The 21785-nt window shown below is 51.8% G+C and carries 18 protein-coding genes; 10 read left to right on the top strand and 8 right to left on the bottom strand.

Annotated elements, in window-relative coordinates:
- Positions 1 to 7: 7 nt before the first annotated feature.
- Positions 8 to 1210, bottom strand: a complete 1203-nt coding sequence (locus LX87_RS10550; RefSeq protein ID WP_111628159.1) for a M28 family peptidase — start codon at positions 1208 to 1210, stop codon at positions 8 to 10.
- A 202-nt stretch (positions 1211 to 1412) separates the two neighbouring features.
- Complete coding sequence (locus LX87_RS10545) at positions 1413 to 3602, bottom strand: glutamine synthetase III family protein (RefSeq protein WP_111628158.1); 2190 nt, start codon at positions 3600 to 3602, stop codon at positions 1413 to 1415.
- A gap of 320 nt (positions 3603 to 3922) precedes the next feature.
- Between LX87_RS10545 and LX87_RS10540 the strand changes: the two genes are divergently transcribed.
- Both LX87_RS10540 and mtaB read left to right on the top strand, forming a co-directional pair.
- Positions 3923 to 5755 carry an LTA synthase family protein gene (locus tag LX87_RS10540; RefSeq protein WP_111628157.1) on the top strand — a complete coding sequence of 611 codons (1833 nt, stop codon included), beginning with the start codon at positions 3923 to 3925 and terminating at the stop codon, positions 5753 to 5755.
- A 110-nt stretch (positions 5756 to 5865) separates the two neighbouring features.
- Positions 5866 to 7215 (top strand): tRNA (N(6)-L-threonylcarbamoyladenosine(37)-C(2))-methylthiotransferase MtaB, encoded by a 1350-nt coding sequence (gene mtaB, locus LX87_RS10535; RefSeq protein WP_111628156.1) that lies wholly within the window; start codon positions 5866 to 5868, stop codon positions 7213 to 7215.
- A gap of 180 nt (positions 7216 to 7395) precedes the next feature.
- Here mtaB and LX87_RS10530 read toward each other — a convergent pair whose 3' ends face one another.
- From LX87_RS10530 to LX87_RS10520, 3 genes are all read right to left on the bottom strand, one after another.
- Positions 7396 to 8724, bottom strand: coding sequence for an ammonium transporter (locus tag LX87_RS10530; RefSeq protein ID WP_111628155.1), 1329 nt, complete (start codon positions 8722 to 8724; stop codon positions 7396 to 7398).
- Positions 8725 to 8794: 70 nt separating this feature from the next.
- Positions 8795 to 10012, bottom strand: coding sequence for a porin (locus tag LX87_RS10525; RefSeq protein ID WP_111628362.1), 1218 nt, complete (start codon positions 10010 to 10012; stop codon positions 8795 to 8797).
- 363 nt (positions 10013 to 10375) lie between these two features.
- A complete protein-coding gene (locus LX87_RS10520) occupies positions 10376 to 10729 on the bottom strand; it encodes a 4Fe-4S dicluster domain-containing protein (RefSeq protein ID WP_111628154.1) in 354 nt (117 codons plus the stop codon).
- A 183-nt stretch (positions 10730 to 10912) separates the two neighbouring features.
- Here LX87_RS10520 and LX87_RS10515 point away from each other — a divergent pair, with 183 nt between their 5' ends.
- Entirely contained in the window at positions 10913 to 11932 is a 1020-nt protein-coding gene (locus LX87_RS10515) for an aldehyde dehydrogenase family protein (protein ID WP_111628153.1), read from the top strand.
- A 66-nt stretch (positions 11933 to 11998) separates the two neighbouring features.
- On the opposite strand, the gene LX87_RS10510 is transcribed toward LX87_RS10515, so the two are convergent.
- Together LX87_RS10510 and LX87_RS10505 are read right to left on the bottom strand one after the other, a co-directional pair.
- Complete coding sequence (locus LX87_RS10510; protein WP_111628152.1) at positions 11999 to 12796, bottom strand: glycoside hydrolase family 16 protein; 798 nt, start codon at positions 12794 to 12796, stop codon at positions 11999 to 12001.
- Between the two features lie 51 nt (positions 12797 to 12847).
- A complete protein-coding gene (locus LX87_RS10505) occupies positions 12848 to 13681 on the bottom strand; it encodes an alpha/beta hydrolase (protein WP_111628151.1) in 834 nt (277 codons plus the stop codon).
- Positions 13682 to 13911: 230 nt separating this feature from the next.
- Here LX87_RS10505 and LX87_RS10500 point away from each other — a divergent pair, with 230 nt between their 5' ends.
- The 6 genes from LX87_RS10500 to LX87_RS10475 are packed head-to-tail and all read left to right on the top strand — an operon-like array spanning position 13912 to position 19515.
- The gene (locus LX87_RS10500) at positions 13912 to 14622 is read left to right on the top strand and encodes an esterase family protein (RefSeq protein WP_111628361.1); all 711 of its coding nucleotides are present in this window, start codon (positions 13912 to 13914) and stop codon (positions 14620 to 14622) included.
- Positions 14619 to 15110 carry a DinB family protein gene (locus LX87_RS10495; protein ID WP_111628150.1) on the top strand — a complete coding sequence of 164 codons (492 nt, stop codon included), beginning with the start codon at positions 14619 to 14621 and terminating at the stop codon, positions 15108 to 15110. Before LX87_RS10500 ends, LX87_RS10495 begins: the two co-directional genes overlap by 4 nt.
- Before the next feature lie 56 nt (positions 15111 to 15166).
- Entirely contained in the window at positions 15167 to 16279 is a 1113-nt protein-coding gene (locus LX87_RS10490) for an ATP-grasp domain-containing protein (protein WP_111628149.1), read from the top strand.
- A 27-nt stretch (positions 16280 to 16306) separates the two neighbouring features.
- The gene (locus tag LX87_RS10485) at positions 16307 to 17407 is read left to right on the top strand and encodes a carboxylate-amine ligase (RefSeq protein WP_111628148.1); all 1101 of its coding nucleotides are present in this window, start codon (positions 16307 to 16309) and stop codon (positions 17405 to 17407) included.
- A 58-nt stretch (positions 17408 to 17465) separates the two neighbouring features.
- Positions 17466 to 18275: a type 1 glutamine amidotransferase gene (locus tag LX87_RS10480; protein WP_111628147.1), complete on the top strand. Its 810-nt coding sequence runs from the start codon at positions 17466 to 17468 to the stop codon at positions 18273 to 18275.
- A gap of 49 nt (positions 18276 to 18324) precedes the next feature.
- Positions 18325 to 19515, top strand: coding sequence for a hypothetical protein (locus tag LX87_RS10475; protein ID WP_111628146.1), 1191 nt, complete (start codon positions 18325 to 18327; stop codon positions 19513 to 19515).
- A gap of 68 nt (positions 19516 to 19583) precedes the next feature.
- Here LX87_RS10475 and LX87_RS10470 read toward each other — a convergent pair whose 3' ends face one another.
- Positions 19584 to 20456 carry a hypothetical protein gene (locus tag LX87_RS10470; protein WP_111628145.1) on the bottom strand — a complete coding sequence of 291 codons (873 nt, stop codon included), beginning with the start codon at positions 20454 to 20456 and terminating at the stop codon, positions 19584 to 19586.
- A 127-nt stretch (positions 20457 to 20583) separates the two neighbouring features.
- On the opposite strand from LX87_RS10470, the gene LX87_RS10465 reads away from it, so the two are divergent.
- Complete coding sequence (locus LX87_RS10465; protein WP_111628360.1) at positions 20584 to 21771, top strand: aspartate aminotransferase family protein; 1188 nt, start codon at positions 20584 to 20586, stop codon at positions 21769 to 21771.
- Positions 21772 to 21785: the final 14 nt, after the last annotated feature.

Here is a 21785-nt window from a genome sequence, read left to right as displayed (position 1 = left end):
CATTCCGTTATAATCGCTCGGCCGTGACCTCAAACGTCTGGTAGGTACGAACGAGCGTCTGAATGGCAAAATCAACCGCTACCGGAATGGCTGATACATCGGTCAGTACCAGCTGATCTTCCAGGCGATGGATATTGGGCATACGGCCACTGGCATCCATCGCCGTCAAGGTCATGACCGGTATTTTCCGGCGAACAAACCATACACTGTCAAAATCGGCCATGTGCCAGCGGTCGGGCTTTACAACCCCGCGAAACGGCTTTTCTTCCAGCAGGCTCTCCGCCGTATTCATCAGTTCATTGGTATACTCAATAACTTCTATTGTGCCGGTATGTTTAATAACCCGCAGCGTTCCGTTACCCAGGGTGTCAAAGTTAACCACAAACGTCCGTCCTTTGGGCCAACTAGCGTGGTGTTTTTCCAGATACGCCCGCGAACCCATCATGCCGGCTTCTCCGGCCCCCGTCAGCACGACCTCAAGATCCATACCCGGCAAATAGACCTGTTGCAGCCGTTCGGCGGTGGCCAGGGCCGCAGCTACGCCGGTTGCATTGTCGCTGGCTCCGTTCGAATACCCGTAAAGCCAGTAGCCCAGCGTACCGAGCAGCGCCTGTAGAACGAAATAGGCAATTAAACCGTTCCGAAACAAGACCAGCCAGCGACTTCCGAACCCGGCCTGTTCAAAAATCATCAGAAAACCGGCGGCCACCATCAGGAACAGCGACACGGCAATCGACAGCCGGAAACTGCCGACCCGATCTTTGCGGTAGAGCAGTGAAATGGGCGCGGTATCGTAATGAGCCATTAAAATGAACTTCATGACGGGGGTATCGTGCTCTTTGCCACTCTCCTTTTCCGGCCAGCGCCCTATGACATTATGGGATGTCGCCTGCGGGGGAAGGCGGCTGGCCGGCGAAAAACGCCAGTTAAAAAACAGCCAGTTCAGGATGATCCAGCACCAGGTCCAGCCGACGGACACCCAGCCCAGCCAAGAGAACGTAACTAAACCGGCAATGATGCCGCCACTCAGCCAGTAAATAACCGGCACGTAGGTTCGGGGCGTCCGGAAGGGTTCGACCGATACCGTAGCCTGAAGTTCGCGCAGGGCGGTCATCAGCAATTCGATGGCCGGAGCTTCGTTGGCAGTAGCCGCACCCCGATGCGGTAAGCGGCATAAATCGCGCATGAAGGTTGCTACGCTAAAGGGCATTTTTGCTCAGATTTTTCGAGTCAATTCGTTGCTTTTTACGTCGGGACGCCAGTTTTCGCGTTCCCAAACAGAATTACAAATAAGCGTATTTTTAACTAAAAAATTGTGGTCATTGGCTAAACAAATCCTGGGGCCTCTGAAAAACAAAAGCCCACGCCAATCGGCGCGGGCTTTATGTAACGATATGGTTGGAAAAACTTTATTACTTGATAAAAAGCAGTTCGCGGTATTTCACCAGCGGCCAGTCTTCGTCGTCGATAATCAATTCCAGCTTATCAACTTCGTAGCGGATTACATCAAAGAAATCTTTCACTTCCGTTGCGTAAACTTTCGCCATTTCAGTGGCCGTCGGCAGCGCATTGGCCCGCTTACGGGTTTCGGTCATGTCTTCAACTCCTTTCTTGATGTTGCTGACACGGGCCGAAATTTCAGCGATCATCGCTTTGATCGGCTCAGCTTCGTTGTTCATACCCAGGTCAACCAGCGATTTTGCGGTTTCGGCCAGTTTGTTCAGGTATTTCAACGCCGTTGAGATAATGTGGTTCAGGGCCAGATCACCAATCACACGCGATTCGATCTGTACTTTCTTCACGTATTTTTCCAGTTCGATCTCATAGCGGGATTCTACCTCGGTGTGGCTCAGAACTCCCGTACGCTCGAACAGTTCCAGCGACTCGGGTTTCAGGTACACACCCAGGGCTTCCGGCGACGATTTGATATTCGACAAACCGCGTTTTGCCGCTTCTTCAATCCACTCATCCGAATACCCGTTTCCTTCAAACAGAATGCGTTTTGAATCGGCGTAGTAAGACTTCAGAATATCGACAATGGCGAGTTCTTTCTTCTCTCCGTTGGCCAGACGAGCATCCAGATCCTGCTTGAATTTGTTCAGCTGATCGGCCACAATGGCGTTCAATACCGTCATGGTTGAAGAGGAGTTGGCACCACCACCCACGGCCCGGAATTCAAATTTGTTACCCGTGAAGGCAAACGGTGAAGTCCGGTTACGGTCGGTATTGTCGCGGAGCAGCGACGGAATCCGGTTGATACCCAGTTTGTAATAGACGTTATCGCCTTTGTTGACGATTACCTCCGACTTGGTTTCGAGGTCTTCCAGTGCCTTCGTCAGCGACTCACCCAGGAAGATCGAAACGATGGCCGGGGGGGCTTCGTTGGCACCCAGACGGTATTCATTACCGGCTGAAGCGATGCTGGCCCGCAGCAGATCGGCATGATCATGCACGGCTTTCACCACGTTCACCAGGAAAGTCAGGAAGCGCAGGCTTTCTTTCGGTTTAGAGCTGGGAGCCAGCAGGTTCACACCGGTGTTGGTGCCGAGCGACCAGTTGTTGTGTTTCCCGCTACCGTTGATTCCGGCAAACGGTTTTTCGTGGAACAGGATTTTGAAGTTGTGTCTTTCGGCCACTTTTTCCATCAGGTCCATCAACAGGGCGTTGTGGTCGATGGCCAGGTTCACCTCTTCAAAGGTCGGGGCTACTTCAAACTGGCCCGGAGCTACCTCGTTGTGACGCGTGCGAACGGGCATACCGAGTTTCATGGCTTCGAATTCGAAATCGACCATGAACGCGTTTACGCGCGGAGGAATCGTACCGAAGTAGTGGTCTTCCAACTGCTGACCCCGGGCGGGCGAGTGCCCGAATACCGTGCGGCCGGACATCACCAGGTCCGGGCGGGCGTAGAACAGGGCCTTATCAACAACGAAGTACTCCTGCTCGGGTCCGAGCGTTGGGGTTACTTTCGTTACATTCCGATCAAAATATTGGCAAACCGCCGTAGCTGCTTTATCAACGGCCGAGAGGGCTTTCAGCAACGGGGTTTTGTAGTCAAGGGCTTCACCGGTATAGGAAATAAATACCGAAGGAATACAGAGCGTTTTACCACCCGCACCGTTGTCCATCAGGAACGCCGGTGAGCTGGGATCCCAACCCGTATACCCGCGTGCTTCAAACGTATTCCGCAGACCACCGTTGGGGAATGACGAAGCATCGGGCTCCTGCTGAACCAGGGCGCTTCCTTTAAACTTCTCGATGGCTTTGCCTTCTATCGTTACATCAAAGAAGGCATCGTGTTTTTCGGCCGTATCACCCGTCAGCGGCTGAAACCAGTGCGTGTAGTGGGTAGCTCCTTTGCCCAGCGCCCATGACTTCATGGCATTTGCCACTTCGTCAGCAATGTCGCGGTCGATTTTACCACCGGTTTCAATAGCCTGGGTAATTTTGAGATACGCTTCCGGCGACAGCAGGGAGCGCATCACTTCGTTATTAAAAGTGTAGGAGCCATAAAATTCCGACACCTTCTCGGCTGGAGGAGCTACGGACAACGCTTGCCGACTTTGTGCAATTTCGAGAGCTTTAAACCGAAAGTTAGACATGTTAGGTTTGAGGTGGTTTTTGAATTAAAAACAGCCAAAAATACTGACAATTTGTTTTCATTTCCAAAAATTCACCTCCATTTTAACCTTTTTTTCACGAAAAATTGTCAAAAAACTCAAAACTAGGTTTTAAGCAGAGTCGGAGGTGCGTTCTAAGAAAAGAACTATTTTTGAGCCATATTGCATCCTGCAAAGAATAAATTGTACAGACTACAGATACCCCTCCAGAACCTCCGGAATACCGTTTGCGCAGGAAGTCATTAAACCGATCAAAATTGGCCTTACCTTTGTTTCATGAGTGCTGATTCATACGTACGTAAATGAAGAGTCGTTTTCGTTTTCTTGTAACTTATTTGCTGGGCTGGACAGGCTGGCTGGCCCTAAATCGGATTTTGTTTCTCTGGTACCAACCACAAACCAGCCAACTGGATTCCTCTACCCTGCTGGGTGTTTTTGCCCACGGTCTTCGCATGGACTTATCGACGGCTGGTTACCTGACGGTGCTTCCGGCCCTGCTGATTACCCTTCTCCCGAATGGGCCACACCGGCAACTGGCAACGACCCTTCACCTGCTTACGTTTGTTGAGTTAGTTCTGGTTACGTTGATTGGTGTGGCGGACCTGGAAGTTTTTCGGACCTGGGGCTTTCATCTCGATATTACTCCGCTGCACTACCTGAAATCACCGCGCGAGGCCGCAGCTTCGGTCGCTTCTTCGCCAATCTTTCTGCTGATTACGGTCTTTCTGGCCCAGCTGCTTGTTGGCGGTTATGCTTTCCGGCGGCTCATTCAATGGAACGTCAGGCGGTTTCAGCCGGTCAGAAAATGGATCGCCATTCCGGCTCTGCTGATCGCTACCGTAGCGCTGATTATCCCCATCCGGGGCGGCACGCAACTGGCCCCCATGAACGTCAGTGCGGTTTATTTTTCACCGACTGCTTTTGCGAATTACGCAGCCGTTACCCCTCAGTGGAATTTTATTCATTCCTTTCTTGAACGCAACAAATTTGGCAGCAACCCATATACCTTCTTTCCGAAAGGACAGGCTAAACGTGCCTTACAGACACTTTACCATCCCGATACGAGCCATCAATCGTTGCTGAACACCCCACGCCCTAATGTTATTTTCATTATCTGGGAAAGCTTTACGGCCAAGTCGGTGGCGGCTTTGAACGGACGGCCAGGTGTTACGCCCGAATTTGAGAAATTAACCCGCGAGGGGCTCCTCTTCAACCAGATTTACGCCAGTGGCGACCGGAGCGAAAAGGGCCTCATTGCGTTGTTAAGCGGTTTTCCGGCCCAGGCCACGGCTTCGATTATGACGCTGCCCTCAAAATCGGCCAAGCTGCCTACCCTCGGGCAGGCGATGAAAAAAGCTGGGTATCAAACCGCATTCTATTACGGCGGAGAAACGGAATTTGCAAACATTAAATCGTACCTCTACCACAACCAGTTTGACCGGATTATAGCCAAAAGCGATTTTGAGCGCAAAGACTGGAATTCCAAGTGGGGGGCGCACGATCATATTGTTTACAACCGGATTCTATCGGATCTGGGCAAAACAAAACAGCCGTTTTTTACGACATTTTTTACCCTGAGCAGCCACGAACCGTTCGAGGTTCCGATGCCGACGGTATTCCCCGGCGATGACGAAGAATCCCTGTTTCTGAATGCGATGTATTATGCCGACCGTAGTCTGGGCGAGTTTATCACCCAGGCCCGAAAGCAACCCTGGTGGTCGAACACCCTAATTATCATTACCGCTGATCACGGTCACCGGCTGCCGGTGCTGGCTTCCGACAAAATGCGGGATTTCCACATTCCGATGCTGTGGCTGGGGGGCGCTTTAAAAACTCAACCGCACCGTATTGACCACATTGGTTCGCAAACCGATCTGGCAGCTACCCTGCTTCAGCAACTTCGTCTCGACGCATCGGCTTTCAGATGGAGCCGCGACCTGCTGAATTCCAACAACCAACCATTTGCCTATTTTGCTTTTAACAACGGTTTTGGCGTCGTTCAGCCCAACCGGCATTTCGTATACGACAACATCAGTCGCCGGCTGATTGCTTCGGAGGGAGCCGTCCATCAACAGGATATTGAACTGGGACAAGCCTACGAGGAAGAATCCTATCAGGATTTTCTGGATAAATAATGAGTGCCTCAACCTTCGTTCGTGACACCTTCACAGCGAGGCAGTTCCCTAGCAATCACGGACGAAAGTCCACGGGTACGTTTGGGATAGTTTTCGTACCTTTGCGGCTAATGAAAAAGATTGCGTTCTATACACTCGGCTGCAAGCTGAACTTCTCCGAAACATCAACCCTGTCCCGGATGCTGGAACAGAAGGGCTATGAGCGGGTGGAGTTTAACCAGAAGCCCGATATATTCATCATCAACACCTGCTCGGTGACGGACAATGCCGACAAAAAATGCCGGAAAATTGTGCGGGAAGCGCAACACATTAATCCGGACGGTTACGTGGCCATCGTCGGTTGTTACGCCCAGTTGAAACCGGAAGAGATCGCTTCCATACCGGGTGTTGATGCGGTGCTGGGAGCCGCCGAAAAATTCCGGCTGGCCGAACTCCTGGGCGGTTTTGTCAAGGAGTCATCCGGCAAAGCCGTGGTGTACAACTCGCCTATTGAGGAAGCCATCGACTACCATGCTTCCTATTCGCTTAACGACCGCACCCGCACATTTCTGAAAGTGCAGGACGGTTGTGATTATCCCTGCGCCTACTGCACCATTCCGCTCGCGCGCGGCAACAGCCGCAGCGATACCATCGAGAACGTGGTGCGGATGGCCCGCGAAATTGCCGACCGGGGCGTCAAGGAAATTGTCCTGACCGGCGTTAACATCGGAGATTTTGGTTTACGCCCCCAAACCGGTCAGCCGAACCAACGGAGAGAAACCTTTCTGCAACTGATCCAGGCGCTGGACGAGGTAGACGGTATTGAACGGTTCCGGATTTCTTCCATCGAGCCCAATTTGCTGACCGACGAAATCATTGCCTTCGTGGCTGCGTCCAAACGCTTTGTGCCACACTTCCACGTACCGCTGCAATCGGGTTCCAATTCGGTGCTGGCCTTCATGCGTCGCCGGTACAAGCGGGAACTTTACGCCGAACGGGTTGCTAAAATCAAGGAACTGATGCCCCATGCCTGCATTGGCGTTGACGTTATTGTGGGTCACCCCGGCGAAACAGACGAGGCATTTCTGGAAACCTTCCATTTCCTGAACGAGCTTCCGGTATCGTACCTGCACGTTTTTACGTATTCCGAACGTCCAAACACGCACGCCCTGAACATCAAGCCGGTGGTCAACCCTTCGAAGCGCGCCGAGCGGTCAAAGATGCTGCATAGTCTTTCGGATAAAAAAAGACGGTTTTTCTACGAGCAGCAGGTAGGTCGGCAAGCAACCGTGCTGTTTGAAGAAGCGATTGAAAATGGGCAGATGCAGGGTTTTACCGAAAATTACGTTCGGGTAACGGCCCAGTACGATCCGCTATTGATCAATGAAACCAAGCAGGTTCGGCTCCTGGCTCTGAACGCAGCCGGTTTAATGGAAGTTACCGAATCGGAACCGGAATTACAGCCACTGGTCCATCATTAATTGGAATTTGGATCTGGTTCATACCATAATCATCTTAGCCCACGGCCCTAACCGTGGGCTTTTTTGATGCTCACCGGCAACGTTCCCGAAAAAAAAGAAGGTATCCGTCAAAGACAGATACCTTCATCGAGTACAACAAAACCACAGGCAACCCCTGTGGCTCTGTCATAATATCTAGAACTAAGCGTCTACCAGGAATTCGTCGTGCTGGCTAACATCCAGACCCACTTTTTCGTCTTCCTCGCTGACACGAAGGGGCAGAATCGCGTTGGTGACAATCAGAAGCAGGTAAGAAGCGGCAAAGGCAAAGACCGATACGATCACCAGCGCCACCATATGCGTCAGGAACAGTTTGGTTTCGCCGAAAGCCAGACCTTCGTCGGCTACCGCTGCGTTAACGCCTTTGGAAGCGAAAATACCCGTCATAACCATACCGACCATCCCACCTACACCGTGGCAGGGAAACACATCGAGCGTATCATCCAGGGTTGATTTAGTACGCAGGTGAGCAACAAAGTTGCTGATCATACCCGCCACCGTTCCGATGAAGATCGACGAAGGAATGGTTACAAAACCAGCCGCCGGGGTGATGGCCACCAGACCGACAACAGCACCGATGGCGAAGCCCAGGGCCGAAACTTTTTTGCCTTTAGCGGCATCGAACAGCACCCAGCCCAAACCAGCCGCAGCCGCAGCCGTGTTCGTCGTTGCGAACGCGCTGGCCGCCAGCGCCGAAGCACCTACCGCCGAACCGGCGTTGAAGCCAAACCAGCCGAACCACAGCAGACCCGTACCCAACAGAACAAACGGAATGTTAGCCGGGGGGAAATAAGCCGCTTCGGCGTGCGATTTACGACGCTTCAGGTACAGCGCACCCGCCAGGGCTGCCCAGCCCGCCGACATGTGTACAACCGTACCACCCGCGAAGTCCAGAACGCCCATTTTGAACAGGTAACCATCCGGGTGCCAGGTCATGTGCGCCAGCGGGGTATACACAAACAGGCTGAACAGCACCATGAACAAAACGTAGGATTTGAAATTGATCCGCTCGGCCATCGAACCCGTTACCAGGGCCGGGGTGATCATGGCAAATTTCAGCTGGAAGAATGCAAACACAACCAGCGGAACGGTAGCCGCCAGCGGCCAGGGTTTGCCATCCAGGACGCCATTGAACATAAAGAACGTAGTTGGATTTCCGATGATGCCACCGATGTCATCGCCAAAAGCCAGACTGAAACCAACAACAACCCAGAGAATACTGATAACGCCCATGGCAATGAAGCTCTGCAACATCGTCGAAATGACGTTTTTGTTGTTCACCATACCGCCGTAGAAATACGCCAGACCGGGCGTCATCAACAGGACAAGAGCGGCTGCAACAAGCATCCAGGCTGTATCACCGGTATCGATACCTTCGGTAACAATGGTGGTCGGGACAGACGGGAAGGCGACTCCCAGCACACTGACAATCAGCAAGAGGGCAAGCGGTAAGTAAGATGGTTTTTGCATAGCACCAAAAAACGGTTTAGTTGTACAATTAGTCAAGTTCGGTCTTTAAAGACCGGTGTGGGGTTGCTTATTAAAACTTGTAGATAAGTGCGAGACCAAGGGTTGCCTGCGAAGATTTGGTGTAGTTGCCTTCGCTGTCTTCGAATTGCTGCGCTTCGGCCCCGCCAGTCGAAGGTTTGGCGTAACTATCGAGCCGGAACTCCGGTTTAATCAGCAGGTTGCCATCAGCGGCCGTGATGTTACCCGTTACGGTAATCGAGTTTACGCTCGTGCCTTCACCGAACGAGTTGCGCAGCCCCCGGGCACCGTCGCTGTTGTCAAAGTATTCGTACCGGGCACCCAGACCAAACTTGCTGGTAAGGGCATAATTGGTGTAGACCGCCACACCGCCCCATTTTGAAGTACCTTCTTTAAGCGGATAGGAGCCCTGCAAATCTTTCTTCTGCGAACCCATGGCCGCATTCAAACCCAGGTAAAATCGCTCGGTGATCTGGTAGGTAGTGGCCAGATCGAAGACCGAATACATTCCTTTTACCTGCGCCAGTGTAGCCGTATCCGGATTTGCTTCGTTGCTTACAATACCGTTCAGGTACACATTCCAGCCCGCTGCCGGTGAGAAGAAAAGCTGGCCGATGATGCCTTTTGCTTTGTTATTATCCTTCCAGCTATCAACGTTATTGACAACACCAAGCATCAAAGAAGCCCGGTCGCTGAAGGCGTAGGTACCCTTAACACCGGTATGGTAGAAAGGGCCGTTGTTAAAAAGATTTGAGAGAGAGTAGTTGTAGTTAACCGGAGCGTCAATGACTTCATACCCGATGTGCGTTCCGAACTGGCCCGCCATTACCGCAAATTTGTCCGATACTTTCCAGTTGATATAAGCCTGTTTGATGGCGGCCAGTGAGGTTCCGCCCCCCCCCAGCGGGCCGATGACGTTGCCGTAGTTTCCGAGATCAGCGTTTGGGCCGAAGGTCAGATCCAGCACGGCATCCACTTTGTCGGTGCTGTAGCCAATTTTCGTTTGAATAAGACCGAGAAGAATTTGGCCGGAACGTTGGTCGAATACGCGGGCGGTACCGGCAGCGCCGAGATTGCTGCTTGATCGGGGGTTATTGAAGTTACCGCTATAGTATGTATCAATGTAACCAGAGAACGTGAACTTACCTTTGTTTTCGCTTCCCGTCTCCATGGGGGTAGCCACAACCTGTGGCTTTGTAGACGTGCTATCCTGCGCTTTAGACAATAAGACAGAGAACGAACAACATATTAACAATAGAGTTTTCTTCATAATTTTCTTTGGTTTGTTCAAGGACTAGTGGGACAATTGAATAGTTTCACAAATATTAATGGCTAATATATTATTTGCAAGTTTTTACAAAAATTTAATGCTAATACTGTAAAAATACTCCTTTATTTCACCAATCTACCTTAAAACTAAACCTATTTACGAAGATTTAAGTAAATTTTCTCCAAAACTAGTATATTCTGTGATATGTAAATATCGTAAAATATTATAGAAGTTGACCCGAGAGTAGCCATTCAATTTATTATTGGAATAATACCATTCATTTTATTCGGGCGAAATGAATCGGACAAAAAAAATCCCGGATCGCTAAATCCGGGATTTTCACCAAGTGGGAAATGAGTTCGGCTAGACGGCCTCGGCGTGGAGCCAGGCTTTTTTAGCGAGTAATGTTTCTTCGTCTTCAACGACATCGGGGTCGGGTACGCAACAATCAACAGGACAAACGGCTGCACATTGTGGCTCCTCGTGGAAACCAACGCATTCCGTACATTTATCTGAAACGATATAATAAAACTCGTCGGATACCGGGTTTTGTTGATCTTTCCCGTTGACTACCGTACCATCACCAAAATCGACGACATCCAATTCCGTGCCTCCACCCCAGGTCCATTCCACACCGCCTTCGTAGATTGCCGTGTTGGGACATTCGGGTTCGCAGGCACCACAATTGATGCACTCGTCTGTGATCATGATTGCCATTTTGCAGGTAGAATTTAGTGGTTCACGTGCTGATCAGTCGCTGTGATTTGATCTGACACGATGAAACAGTTGCTTGTTAGAATGAAACGATAATTTAACAACAAATATAATTATTTAAAGGTTGGCGCCAAACTATAATTTATTTTTGGCGGTTCAATAGTAATATAAGTTACCACAGCTACGATGAATTTAACGGAACGAATTGCGACGTTTGTCCAGTTGGGAAATTTTCTGAAAAACCCCGAAAACGACGCAGAAATGCAGGAAATTGCCCAAAGAGCTTATGCTTCCAATCACTGGTTCACCCCCGAATATGCTACCAAAGCCCTGCTTGCCATTGCCGATGAATACCTGAATGAAGAAAAGTTATCGGCATGGATAAAAGGTTATAACGTCACGATTGAAAACCCTAAAAATGTGGGTGTTGTTATGGCCGGTAACATTCCAGCGGTTGGTTTCCACGATCTAATGTGCGTTCTGCTAAGCGGCCACCGACTCATGGCGAAGATAAGTACGCCTGATTTTGTACTAATCAATTATTTAATAAAAAAAATCATTGAAATCAACCCCGCATTTGACTCGTTCATTCAGATTAGTGAGCGTCTGAATCAGGCTGATGCTTACATTGCCACGGGCAGTTCCAACTCGGCCCGTTACTTTGAGTACTATTTTTCCAAAAAACCGCACATCATTCGCCGGAACCGTTCTTCGGTAGCCGTACTGACCGGTGAGGAAACCGACGAGGACCTGAATGCATTAGGAAATGATGCACTGGATTACTTTGGTCTGGGATGTCGCAACGTTTCTATGCTGTTTGTACCGCAGGAATACGATTTTATCCCCTTCCTGAGGGTGCTCGAAGCGCGGATTTTTCAGTTTACCAGCCACCACAAATACAACAATAATTACGATTACAACAAGTCAATCTACCTTATCAACGGCGTACCGCACTACGACAACGGTTTTCTGCTGCTTACGGAAAACGAGGGACTGGTTTCGCCCATTTCCACCCTGTACTACCAGCGGTATTTCGATCAGGATGACCTGACAGCGAAGTTATCGAAGCATTCAGAAAATATTCAGTGTGTGGCTTCCCTAAACGGCTTTTACCCCGGCAGTGTGGCCCTCGGACAGACCCAGCACCCCGGCCTGAGCGAATACGCCGACGGTGTGGACACAATGGCCTTCTTGCTTTCCCTGTAAGAACCGGCTAGCTGCCCTCCTGAAAGGTCCGAATGGTACAGCCACATTCGGACCTTTCTTTTTGACTTACTGATACACGCGCACGTAGTCGATCTCCATCCGCTGCGGCCAGATGGATTCATCCACCCCTTTCTGACCACCCCAGTTGCCGCCCACGGCCACGTTCAGAATGAGGTAAAACGGCTGATCGAGCGGCCATTCCTCGTAACTACCTCCGGTTTCCTGTTTGGTGATGGTAAAGTATTTTTCATTATCGATCAGAAAATCAATTTTTTCGGCGCTCCAGTCGATGGAATACAGGTGAAAATTCTGCGTAGCCCCCGGTACTTTCCGGATTCCGGTTTTCTCGGTGTGTTTCGTATGGTTATAAGCCTGCGTATGAATCGTTCCGTGAATCTGGTCTTCGTTAAAACCAACGTGTTCCATGATGTCGATTTCGCCATCGAGCGGCCATTTCAGGGGCGTTTTTGCACTCAGCATCCAGATGGCGGGCCACGTACCCCGGCCTTTGGGTAGTTTGGCCCGCACGTCAATCCGGCCGTACTGCCACTGGGCCAGCCCCCTGGTAATCAGTTTAGCGGACGTATACTCCCGGTTTTCGTGTTTTTCTTTCCGGGCTTCGATGATCAGAAAACCGTTCTCGACGCGGGCGTTTTCCTTCCGCGGACCGAGGTAATACTGCAATTCGTTATTCCCGAAGCCGTGTCCGCCCACGTCGTATTTCCATTTGGCCGGATCGGGCAAACCGGGTTTGTCGAATTCATCGGACCAGACCAGTTTGCGGTCGGTATCCTTTAGAGTGGGGAGGGCAAACCGGCAAGCCATCAGGACAGCCAGAGCCGTGAACGATACGAACGTGCGCATGGTATTGGGGATAAATAGTGATGACGAACAAGCTGATTTTTAATAGAAAATTCACGCTCGCGGAAACGCCCAGCTTAAAAACTGCGGCATCACCTGACTCCACGTCTCCGGCTCGTGCCGACCGTCTTTGACTTCAACGTACGTTACGTTCCGGCCCCAGCGAAAGCCCTTCCGTTCAAGTTCGGCAATGAGGTCAAGCGTATCGTCAATGGAGTCAATAATACCGTCGTTGTCGCGGTCGTCGGTTTCGTCCAGCGTCCCGGTTTGAAACCAGAAGGCCGAGCCTTTCGGCGGCTGGGTTTTCCGGACCTGCGCGTGCATGATCCGGTCGGCATCCGAATACCCCTCGTTCAGCCCGCGCTGCCGCCACCAGAACGAACCGGAAAAAACGCCCGCTTTCTGAAACCGATCCGGATGATTCCAGACCAGATCAAAAGCCGACAGGCCCCCGAGCGAAAACCCGGCAAATACCGCCTGTTCGGGCTGCTGGCTTACTCGGTAATGTTTCTGCACGTAGGGCAGCAGCTCATGGATTACAAAATCGGTATACGCCCCGGCTTTGGCCCCCCGATGCAGGTAATCGGCCTGCGCAGCCACACCATACTCCTGAATCCGGTCGCCCGCGTGAACGGCCACCAGCACAAAGGGCCGGACGGTTTGCTGCGCATACACCGAAGCCAGGACGTGCCTCATACGAAGCCGTTCCAGATCCTGACCGTCGTTCAGATACAGCACCGGCCACGGTTCGTCCGACGTTTCGTATTGCTTCGGAAAAATCAAATCCAGCCGAACCGGACGGTTTAGATAAACCGAAACCAGCCCGGTATCCGTCCGACTCACAACGCTGTCGATCGGGGTATTCGTCGTTGTACTACCGTTCATCATGAAAAATCTACAAAGTAAGCAGACCGCCGGATTTTTCCCTGTTTACCAACCCGGACAATCCGGCGGACCAGAGCCTGTGTTTTGTAAACCCGTCACGCCAACGTATGTTCTTATAAAAAGGTGCAGACAAGAAATTTCATTCTGTCCAAAATTACGGCAAGATTCCTTGGAATTTCGCAAATATGGCTATCTTTCCTGCGGAATCATCACCAAACAAACCGAAGAATATTTTGCGGGAAGATTATAGAAAATGGTATTCGCACCACCTGGGGCGCGACATCGAAATGCTGGTGTTTGGCGAGTGGGGGTATCCGGTTCTGCTGTTTCCGACCACGATGGGACGGTATTACGAAGCCAAGGATTTTGGGCTCATCGAATCCGCCCGCTGGTTTATCGAAAACCGGAAGATCAAAATTTACTGCATCGACAGCATCGACCGCGACAGCTGGTATGCCAAACACCTCCAGCCTTCCGTCCGGATTCAGAACCATACCTGGTACGACCGGATGGTAAACGAAGAACTGGTGCCCTGGATTCAGCACGAATGCCAGGTCGACAAAATCGGGGTTGGTGGCTGTAGTTTTGGTGGCTTTCAGGCGCTTAACTTTGCCTTTCGCCATCCCAACCGGGTGGCTTATCTCTGGTCGATGGGGGCCAAATTCGATATCCGGTCGTTTATGGACGGGTATTACGACGACAACGTTTATTTCAACAACCCGCCCGACTACATTCCCAACGCCCACAACGACCATTTTTACCGCATGAATATCGTGCTGGGTACATCGGAATATGATTTCTGCAAACCCGAAAATTACCGGATGTCGGAGATTCTGAACCGCAAAGGCATCCAGCACTGGCTCGATGTCCGGCCCTGGGGTGAACACGACTGGCCGGTCTGGCGCGAAATGTTTCCGCATTATTTATCAATGGTTTCGCCATGACGCCCACGAAGAAATACGGATATGAGGATTTACACCTCCCCTACGCCGATTCGATTCAGCAGCTACGGACCTACATCGATGAGTTGCCGGAACGGTTCGGACTCTTTTCGGCGGACGAATTGACGGCCCGCAAACCGGGCAAATGGTCGCGGAAGGAAATTCTGGGTCATCTGATCGATTCGGGCCTGAATAACCTCAAACGGTTTACGGATGCGCAGTTCATGCCCACGCCGTTTGTCGTTCAGCGCTACGACATGAATCAGTCCGTGCTTCACAACCGGTATCAGGACCTGCCCGTCGACCACCTGCTGACCTACTGGCAGTCGCTCAACCGGCAGATCGTCTACGTGACCGAAGCCATCCCGGAAACGGTGCTTCAAAACCCCGTGCGGCCGCCGGATACCGCCGAAACCGTCCCTCTTTCGTGGCTGATTATTGACTACGTAGCGCATATGACCCATCATTTCAAACAATTTGAGTTTAAATAACCTTATCCACTCATTCACCAAACCACAACCGCCGAGGTTGCGTCCGTGTAGCCATTATGAAGAAAATCGGAATCCTTTTTGGGCAGGAAAACTCCTTCCCGCAAGCCTTTGTCGACCGGGTTAACAGCAAAAATGAAAGCGGCATCAGCGCCGAATTTGTCAGCATTGATAAAGTGGTGCAGGGCGACCCCACGGAATACGCCGTGATCATCGACCGGATTTCGCAGGATGTACCGTTTTACCGTGCTTATCTGAAAAATGCGGCCCTCACCGGCACGGCTGTCATCAACAACCCGTTCTGGTGGAGTGCCGACGAGAAGTTTTTCAATAACTGTCTGGCCACCCGGCTGAATGTACCGGTACCCAAAACCGTACTGCTCCCTTCCAAAGAACGGCCCGACGACACCAACGAGAACTCGTTCCGGAACCTGAAGATGATGGATTGGGACTATATTTTCAACTACATCGGTTTTCCGGCTTACATGAAACCGCACTCGGGCGGTGGCTGGAAAAGTGTGTATAAAGTCTATAACGCCGACGATCTGTGGCAGAAATTCGGCGAAACCGGCCAACTGGTGATGATGTTGCAGGAAGAAATCGTGTTCGACGATTATTTCCGCTGTTACTGCATTGGCGGCACCGATGTCCGGATTATGCCCTACGAACCGCGCAACCCGCACCATCTGCGCTACGCAGCCGAGCCCAAAACGTCCGGCGAAGCCTACAAAAAACTGATGACGACGGTGAAAAACTACGTCATAGCCCTCAACCAGGCGCTCGGATATGATTTTAATACCGTGGAGTTTGCTGTCCGCGACGGTATTCCGTACGCCATTGATTTCTGCAACCCCGCCCCGGATGCGGATATCTACTCGGTGGGTCAGGAAAACTTTGAATGGGTAGTGGAAGCAGCCGCCAACATGGCCATTGCGCGGGCGAAAGCCCAGGTTCCGGGGAAAGACAACCTGACCTGGGGCTCCTACATCAAGAGTTCGGCGCACGGACGGGTGATGCCCTCCACCGATTCTTCGGATTCGGTGGAAACAAAGGCGGAACCGGTGAAATCGAAAAAAGCGGACGAAAAACCAAAGAAAAAGGAAGCGGCCAAAGCCGGAAAAGCCGACTCCAAAGAGACGCCGAAAGCTAAAAAAGAAAAGAAGGCCAAGTAATTCACGCTAGTCACTTAGCTCTGTCTCATGCCAGTTTACACCCTAGGAATCGAAGAAGAGTTTCAGACGATCGATCCCGTTACGCGGGAATTGCGGTCGCACATGTCGAAAATTGTGGAGGGTGGTCAGATCACGCTTCAGGAACGGGTCAAAGCCGAGATGCACCAGGCCGTGGTGGAAGTCGGCACCAACATCTGCACGAACATTCACGAAGCGCGCGAGGAAGTGACGTACCTGCGAAAAATGGTTCTCGATCTGGCCGAGAAACAGAATCTGAAAATCGCAGCCGCCGGAACGCACCCCATCTCCGACTGGCAGGATCAGCTCATTACCGACAACGAACGCTACGACAAGCTCATCGACGAGATGCGCGACGTGGCCCGCTCGAACCTGATTTTTGGTCTGCACGTACACGTCGGCATCGAAAACCGCAACGACGGCCTGCACATCATGAACGCCGTACGGTATTTTCTGCCCCACGTCTATGCGCTGTCGACCAACTCGCCGTTCTGGTGCGGCCGCAACACGGGATTCAAATCCTACCGCTCGAAGGTGTTCGACAAGTTTCCGCGCACCGGTATTCCCGACTTCTTTTCGTCGGCGGCCGAATACGACGATTACATCAACCTGCTGGTCAAGACCAATTGCATCGACAACGGCAAAAAAATCTGGTGGGACATCCGGCTGCACCCGTTCTTCAACACCATCGAATTCCGGATTTGCGATGTGCCGATGCGGGTCGATGAAACCATCTGTCTGGCGGCTGTGATGCAGGCGCTGGTGGCCAAGATTCATAAACTACACCGGCAAAACCTGAACTTCCGGCCCTACCGGAAAATTCTGATCAACGAAAACAAATGGCGGGCGGCCCGCTACGGCATCGAAGGCAAGCTGATTGATTTCGGCAAACAGGAGGAAGTTCCGTATCACACACTGGCCCGGGAATTGCTTGAATTCATCGACGATGTAGTGGACGAACTCGACAGCCGCAAGGAAATTGAATACGTTAAAACCATTCTTGAAATGGGTACTGGGGCCGACCGGCAACTGGCGGTTTTCCGGCAAACCAATGACCTGAAGCGCGTTGTGGATTACATCGTGGAGGAAACTTCTCACGGCTTGATCTAGTTAATCAAGTAGACGAGCCATCGTCTGACCCATAAACTGTAGCTTTGAATTTAACTGAATGGAATCAATGAACGTGGCGGTTCTGGACCTGTACAACAACGTCCCGAACGAAGGAATGCGCTGTATTCTGCAATTAATCCGGAATATGAGCGGTCAATTGGAAACGGAATTAACGCATACCATTTTCGATGTACGGGGCAAAAACGAGGTCCCCGGTCTGGAATACGATATCTATATTTCAACGGGTGGACCGGGCAGTCCGCTGCCGAGCAACGAGCCGTGGGAAGCCCCGTATTTTCGGTTGATCGATCAGATTTTTGAGCACAACCGGACGAGTGAACAAAAAAAATACCTGTTTCTGATTTGCCATTCGTTCCAGCTCGTGTCGCGGCATCTGGGCATCGGCACCATCAGCAAACGGAAATCAACGTCCTTTGGCATTTTTCCGATGCACAAAACCGACGACGGCATGACCGAACCGCTGTTTGAAGGGCTGCCCGACCCGTTTTTCGCGGTCGATTCGCGGGATTACCAACTCACGGAACCCGACTGGGACCGCATCAGTGAGCTGGGCGTTAAAGTGCTTTGTCTGGAAAAAATCCGCCCCCATGTTCCGCTGGAACGGGCCATTATGGCGGTGCGGTTTACAGACGAAATTTTCGGCACGCAGTTTCACCCGGAAGCCGACGGCGAAGGCATGTTGCGGTATTTTATGACCGATAAAAAGAAGGAGCAGATCGTTGAAAACCACGGCGAAGAGAAGTACAACGAAATGCTGGCGTACCTACAGGACCCGGACAAAATTGCACTGACCGAATCGGTGCTGATACCGGGCTTTCTGCGCCAGTCCAGTTTGGTTAAACTCTAACATAACGCCAAACCGGTCGCCTGAACCGGCCGGTTTGGCACCCCATTTTATGATTCAATCCATTCGACAGGCTTACAACCAAGCATTCAGCCCGGAGCAATACCGGGCTTTTTTGGATCAGATTCACCACGACTATCCCGGACAACTGGATTTTCGGGTGGCCGAAACACCGGTTTTTGTGCCCATCATGCTGAAAAACCGTATTCTGGAAGCCTGCGAATCGATTATTGACACCCTCACCCGGGAGGATTTCAAGGCGCTGTCCGAAGCCGCCATTCCGCCCGGCCAGCGGGTGCCGAACGAGAACGATCATACGTCTTTTCTGGCCATCGACTTTGCCATCTGCCGGGATGAAACCGGCGAACTGATGCCGCAGTTGATCGAGTTGCAGGGATTTCCGTCGCTGTTTGGGTTCCAGTCATACCTCTCCGAAAACTTCCGAAAATTCTATCCGCTTCCCGACGGTTTCAGCCACCTGTTCGACGTGGATTCGGACGAAACCTACCGCCAGCATCTCCGGCGGCTGCTTGTTGGACTTGAACCGCCCGAGCAGACGATTTTGCTGGAAATTTTCCCGGAAAAACAGAAAACCCGCATCGATTTTGCCATCACCCGGGAAATGCTGGGTATTGAAGCCGTTTGCCTGACCAGAATTCAGAAGGAAGGCCGGAAGCTGTTCTACGAAAAAGACGGCCAGCGGTATCACATCAAACGGATTTATAACCGGCTGATTTTCGACGAACTGGAAACCATACCGGACTTGCAAACCGATTTTCGGCTGACCGACGACGTAGACGTGGAATGGATCGGGCATCCCAACTGGTTTTTCCGCATCAGCAAACACACGCTGCCGCTTTTGGATAGTCCGTACGTCCCGGCGAGTTATTACCTGAATACGCTCGAAACCTATCCGCACGATCTGGAAAATTACGTACTCAAACCGTTGTTTTCCTTCGCCGGGAGCGGGGTTAAACTTTCCGTTACCAGAGACGATCTGGACGGTATTGTTGACAAAGAGAATTACCTGTTGCAGCGAAAAGTCCACTACGAACCGGTGATTCAGTCGCCCGACGGTTTGGTGAAGTGCGAAATCCGGATGCTTTACATCTGGCACGAAAAAGACCCGCGCCCAACCCTGCTCACCAATCTGGCCCGACTAAGCCGGGGCGAAATGATTGGCGTCCGCTTTAACAAAGATTTCGACTGGGTCGGCGGTACGATCTGTTTTTTTGAGGAATAGAATAAAGACAAGAGACATGAGAGTAAAGACACTCCCTTCGGTCTCCCCTCTTTTGTCTCTTGCATTCCTCATTTTCCAATCCGGACCTGGTAGCTCAGATACGGCAACGGGCTGGTACGCATCAGGCCCTTTTCATTGTAAACCGGCAGCAACAACGCCGTATCGAACGAGTGGCGACGACGGTTAAACCGGAAACCCGCCGAGGTCAATCCCGACAGATAAGTATATTGAGGTTCAATGGCTTCCCCGATCAGGATATTATTCTGGCTGATAAACGTAAGGTCCGGTGTGATTTTCCTGACATACCCGATCGTTACAACGCCCGACGATGCCAGTCCCTGGCGTGAAAACGTTACCCCCGCGCCCACAGTCACGTTCCGTTCTTCATCACCTACCGTAACCAGGCCCTGCGCCAGCCCCATTCGGGTTAACAGCCGTTCGTTCAGACGGATACCCATATACTGAACGCTCAGGGCAGCCCGGCTTCGGGCCGTCAGCCGGGTACCGAATTTGGTGGAAAACATATGAAGGTTCTGCGGACTCAGGGTTTGAAACGTGGTGCCAACACTCCAGTGTCTGGTTACACCCACATCGATGCGGCTGAACAGCACGTAACTATTTTGCAGGTAAAGGCTTCGTTTTTCGGGCATATACGCCGTCGGCATGAAATACAGCCGAAACGGAAAACCGTTGGGAAAATCGGGTCCGCTACGGAGCGTCCCGCCCACCAGATCGGCCCGGATAATGTCGCTTATTGCCAGCAACTGATCACCGTCTTTTTTTGTACGAATCAGGTAGGAAGCGCTATCCCGGCGGACAAACTGACCGCGTAGGACGGTACCGTTTTTAAGCACAAAATTGTAGGTGCCGGGAATGCGGGCGTGGCCGGGTTCGTAATAAACATCCTGCGCCCGCGCTTTCGTCACCAATAAAATTCCCAAACATACACACAGGTAGAGTAGCTTCATAGGCGCGAAAATTGAGTCACAACGAAAGTTAAGAAACTTACCGCTTCCACCCAAGCGTTAAATACGTGTATTTTTGTACCAATCAATAACGATCTGCTTGATAACCAACCCCATTTTAACGCACCGGCAACTTTTTTTTCAACACGTTGCCCAAACGTCTGACTTTCCACTGGCCCTCGAAGTTGAGCGGGCCGAAGGCGTTTATCTGTACAGCAAGGACACACGCTATCTGGATCTGATTTCCGGTATTGGTGTCAGCAACGTCGGCCACCGGCATCCGCGCGTGCTGGCGGCCATTCAGGAACAACTCGACAAATACCTGCATTTGATGGTGTACGGCGAATATGTGCAGTCGCCCCAGGTCGAACTGGCCCATGCGCTGGCCCAAACCCTGCCGCAGCCGCTGACCAACGTTTATTTTACCAATTCCGGCACGGAAGCCATTGAAGGCACCATGAAACTGGCGAAACGGTATACGGGCCGCACCGAGATTATTTCGTGTTTCAACGCCTACCACGGCGCAACGCAGGGGGCACTGTCGCTGTCGGGAAGTGAACATTTTAAGCGAAATTTCCGGCCGCTGCTGCCCGACGTCCGGCACATTCAGCACGGCGACTGGCAGCACCTGGAGCAGATTACGCCCCGAACGGCGGCTGTCATTATGGAAGTCGTACAGGGCGAAGCGGGCATTCGGGTACCGGAAGCGGCTTATCTGCAAGCCGTTCGGCAACGGTGTTCGGAAGTTGGTGCGCTGCTGGTCTTCGACGAAATTCAAACCGGTTTTGGCCGCACCGGTACGTTCTGGGCGTTCGAAGGGTTTGGCGTGGTGCCGGATGTGGTCGTCTGCGCCAAAGGCATGGGGGGCGGTATGCCCATCGGTGCCTTCATCAGTTCGGCCGAGATCATGGGCGTTTTCAAAAACAACCCGATTCTGGGCCATATCACCACGTTTGGCGGCCATCCGGTCAGTGCTGCGGCTTCGCTGGCCACCCTGCGCGTGATTCAGGACGAACAACTCTACCAACAGGTCGAGGCCAAAGGGCAGTTATTCCGGCAATTGCTCGTCCACCCGGCCATCCGGGAAATCCGGGGAAAGGGGCTGATGCTGGCGGCTGAGTTCGACTCCTTCGACCGGCTAAAACCCATCATCGACCGGGCCATTGTCAACGGCGTAATTACCGACTGGTTTCTGTTCTGCGATAATTCCATGCGGATTGCCCCGCCCCTGATTATTACCGAAGAACAAATCCGGGCCGCCTGTGCGGTGATTCTGGATGCGATTGCTTAAACCTGAAATCGGTG

The sequence above is a fragment of the Larkinella arboricola genome (assembly GCF_003259745.1).
GTDB lineage: Bacteria > Bacteroidota > Bacteroidia > Cytophagales > Spirosomataceae > Larkinella > Larkinella arboricola.
The sequence above is the reverse complement of the archived record's forward strand: the minus strand, read 5'-3'. Positions and strand labels throughout refer to the sequence as shown.

Excerpts from the sequence above, each read along its gene's own strand:
- LX87_RS10510 (WP_111628152.1), bottom strand. The coding sequence starts at position 12,796 with ATGCGCACGTTCGTATCGTTCACGGCTCTGGCTGTCCTGATGGCTTGC.
- LX87_RS10515 (WP_111628153.1), top strand. The coding sequence starts at position 10,913 with ATGAATTTAACGGAACGAATTGCGACGTTTGTCCAGTTGGGAAATTTT.
- LX87_RS10505 (WP_111628151.1), bottom strand. The coding sequence starts at position 13,681 with ATGATGAACGGTAGTACAACGACGAATACCCCGATCGACAGCGTTGTG.
- mtaB (WP_111628156.1), top strand. The coding sequence starts at position 5,866 with ATGAAAAAGATTGCGTTCTATACACTCGGCTGCAAGCTGAACTTCTCC.
- LX87_RS10485 (WP_111628148.1), top strand. The coding sequence starts at position 16,307 with ATGCCAGTTTACACCCTAGGAATCGAAGAAGAGTTTCAGACGATCGAT.
- LX87_RS10545 (WP_111628158.1), bottom strand. The coding sequence starts at position 3,602 with ATGTCTAACTTTCGGTTTAAAGCTCTCGAAATTGCACAAAGTCGGCAA.
- LX87_RS10490 (WP_111628149.1), top strand. The coding sequence starts at position 15,167 with ATGAAGAAAATCGGAATCCTTTTTGGGCAGGAAAACTCCTTCCCGCAA.
- LX87_RS10495 (WP_111628150.1), top strand. The coding sequence starts at position 14,619 with ATGACGCCCACGAAGAAATACGGATATGAGGATTTACACCTCCCCTAC.
- LX87_RS10480 (WP_111628147.1), top strand. The coding sequence starts at position 17,466 with ATGGAATCAATGAACGTGGCGGTTCTGGACCTGTACAACAACGTCCCG.
- LX87_RS10520 (WP_111628154.1), bottom strand. The coding sequence starts at position 10,729 with ATGGCAATCATGATCACAGACGAGTGCATCAATTGTGGTGCCTGCGAA.
- LX87_RS10530 (WP_111628155.1), bottom strand. The coding sequence starts at position 8,724 with ATGCAAAAACCATCTTACTTACCGCTTGCCCTCTTGCTGATTGTCAGT.
- LX87_RS10525 (WP_111628362.1), bottom strand. The coding sequence starts at position 10,012 with ATGAAGAAAACTCTATTGTTAATATGTTGTTCGTTCTCTGTCTTATTG.
- LX87_RS10540 (WP_111628157.1), top strand. The coding sequence starts at position 3,923 with ATGAAGAGTCGTTTTCGTTTTCTTGTAACTTATTTGCTGGGCTGGACA.
- LX87_RS10550 (WP_111628159.1), bottom strand. The coding sequence starts at position 1,210 with ATGCCCTTTAGCGTAGCAACCTTCATGCGCGATTTATGCCGCTTACCG.
- LX87_RS10475 (WP_111628146.1), top strand. The coding sequence starts at position 18,325 with ATGATTCAATCCATTCGACAGGCTTACAACCAAGCATTCAGCCCGGAG.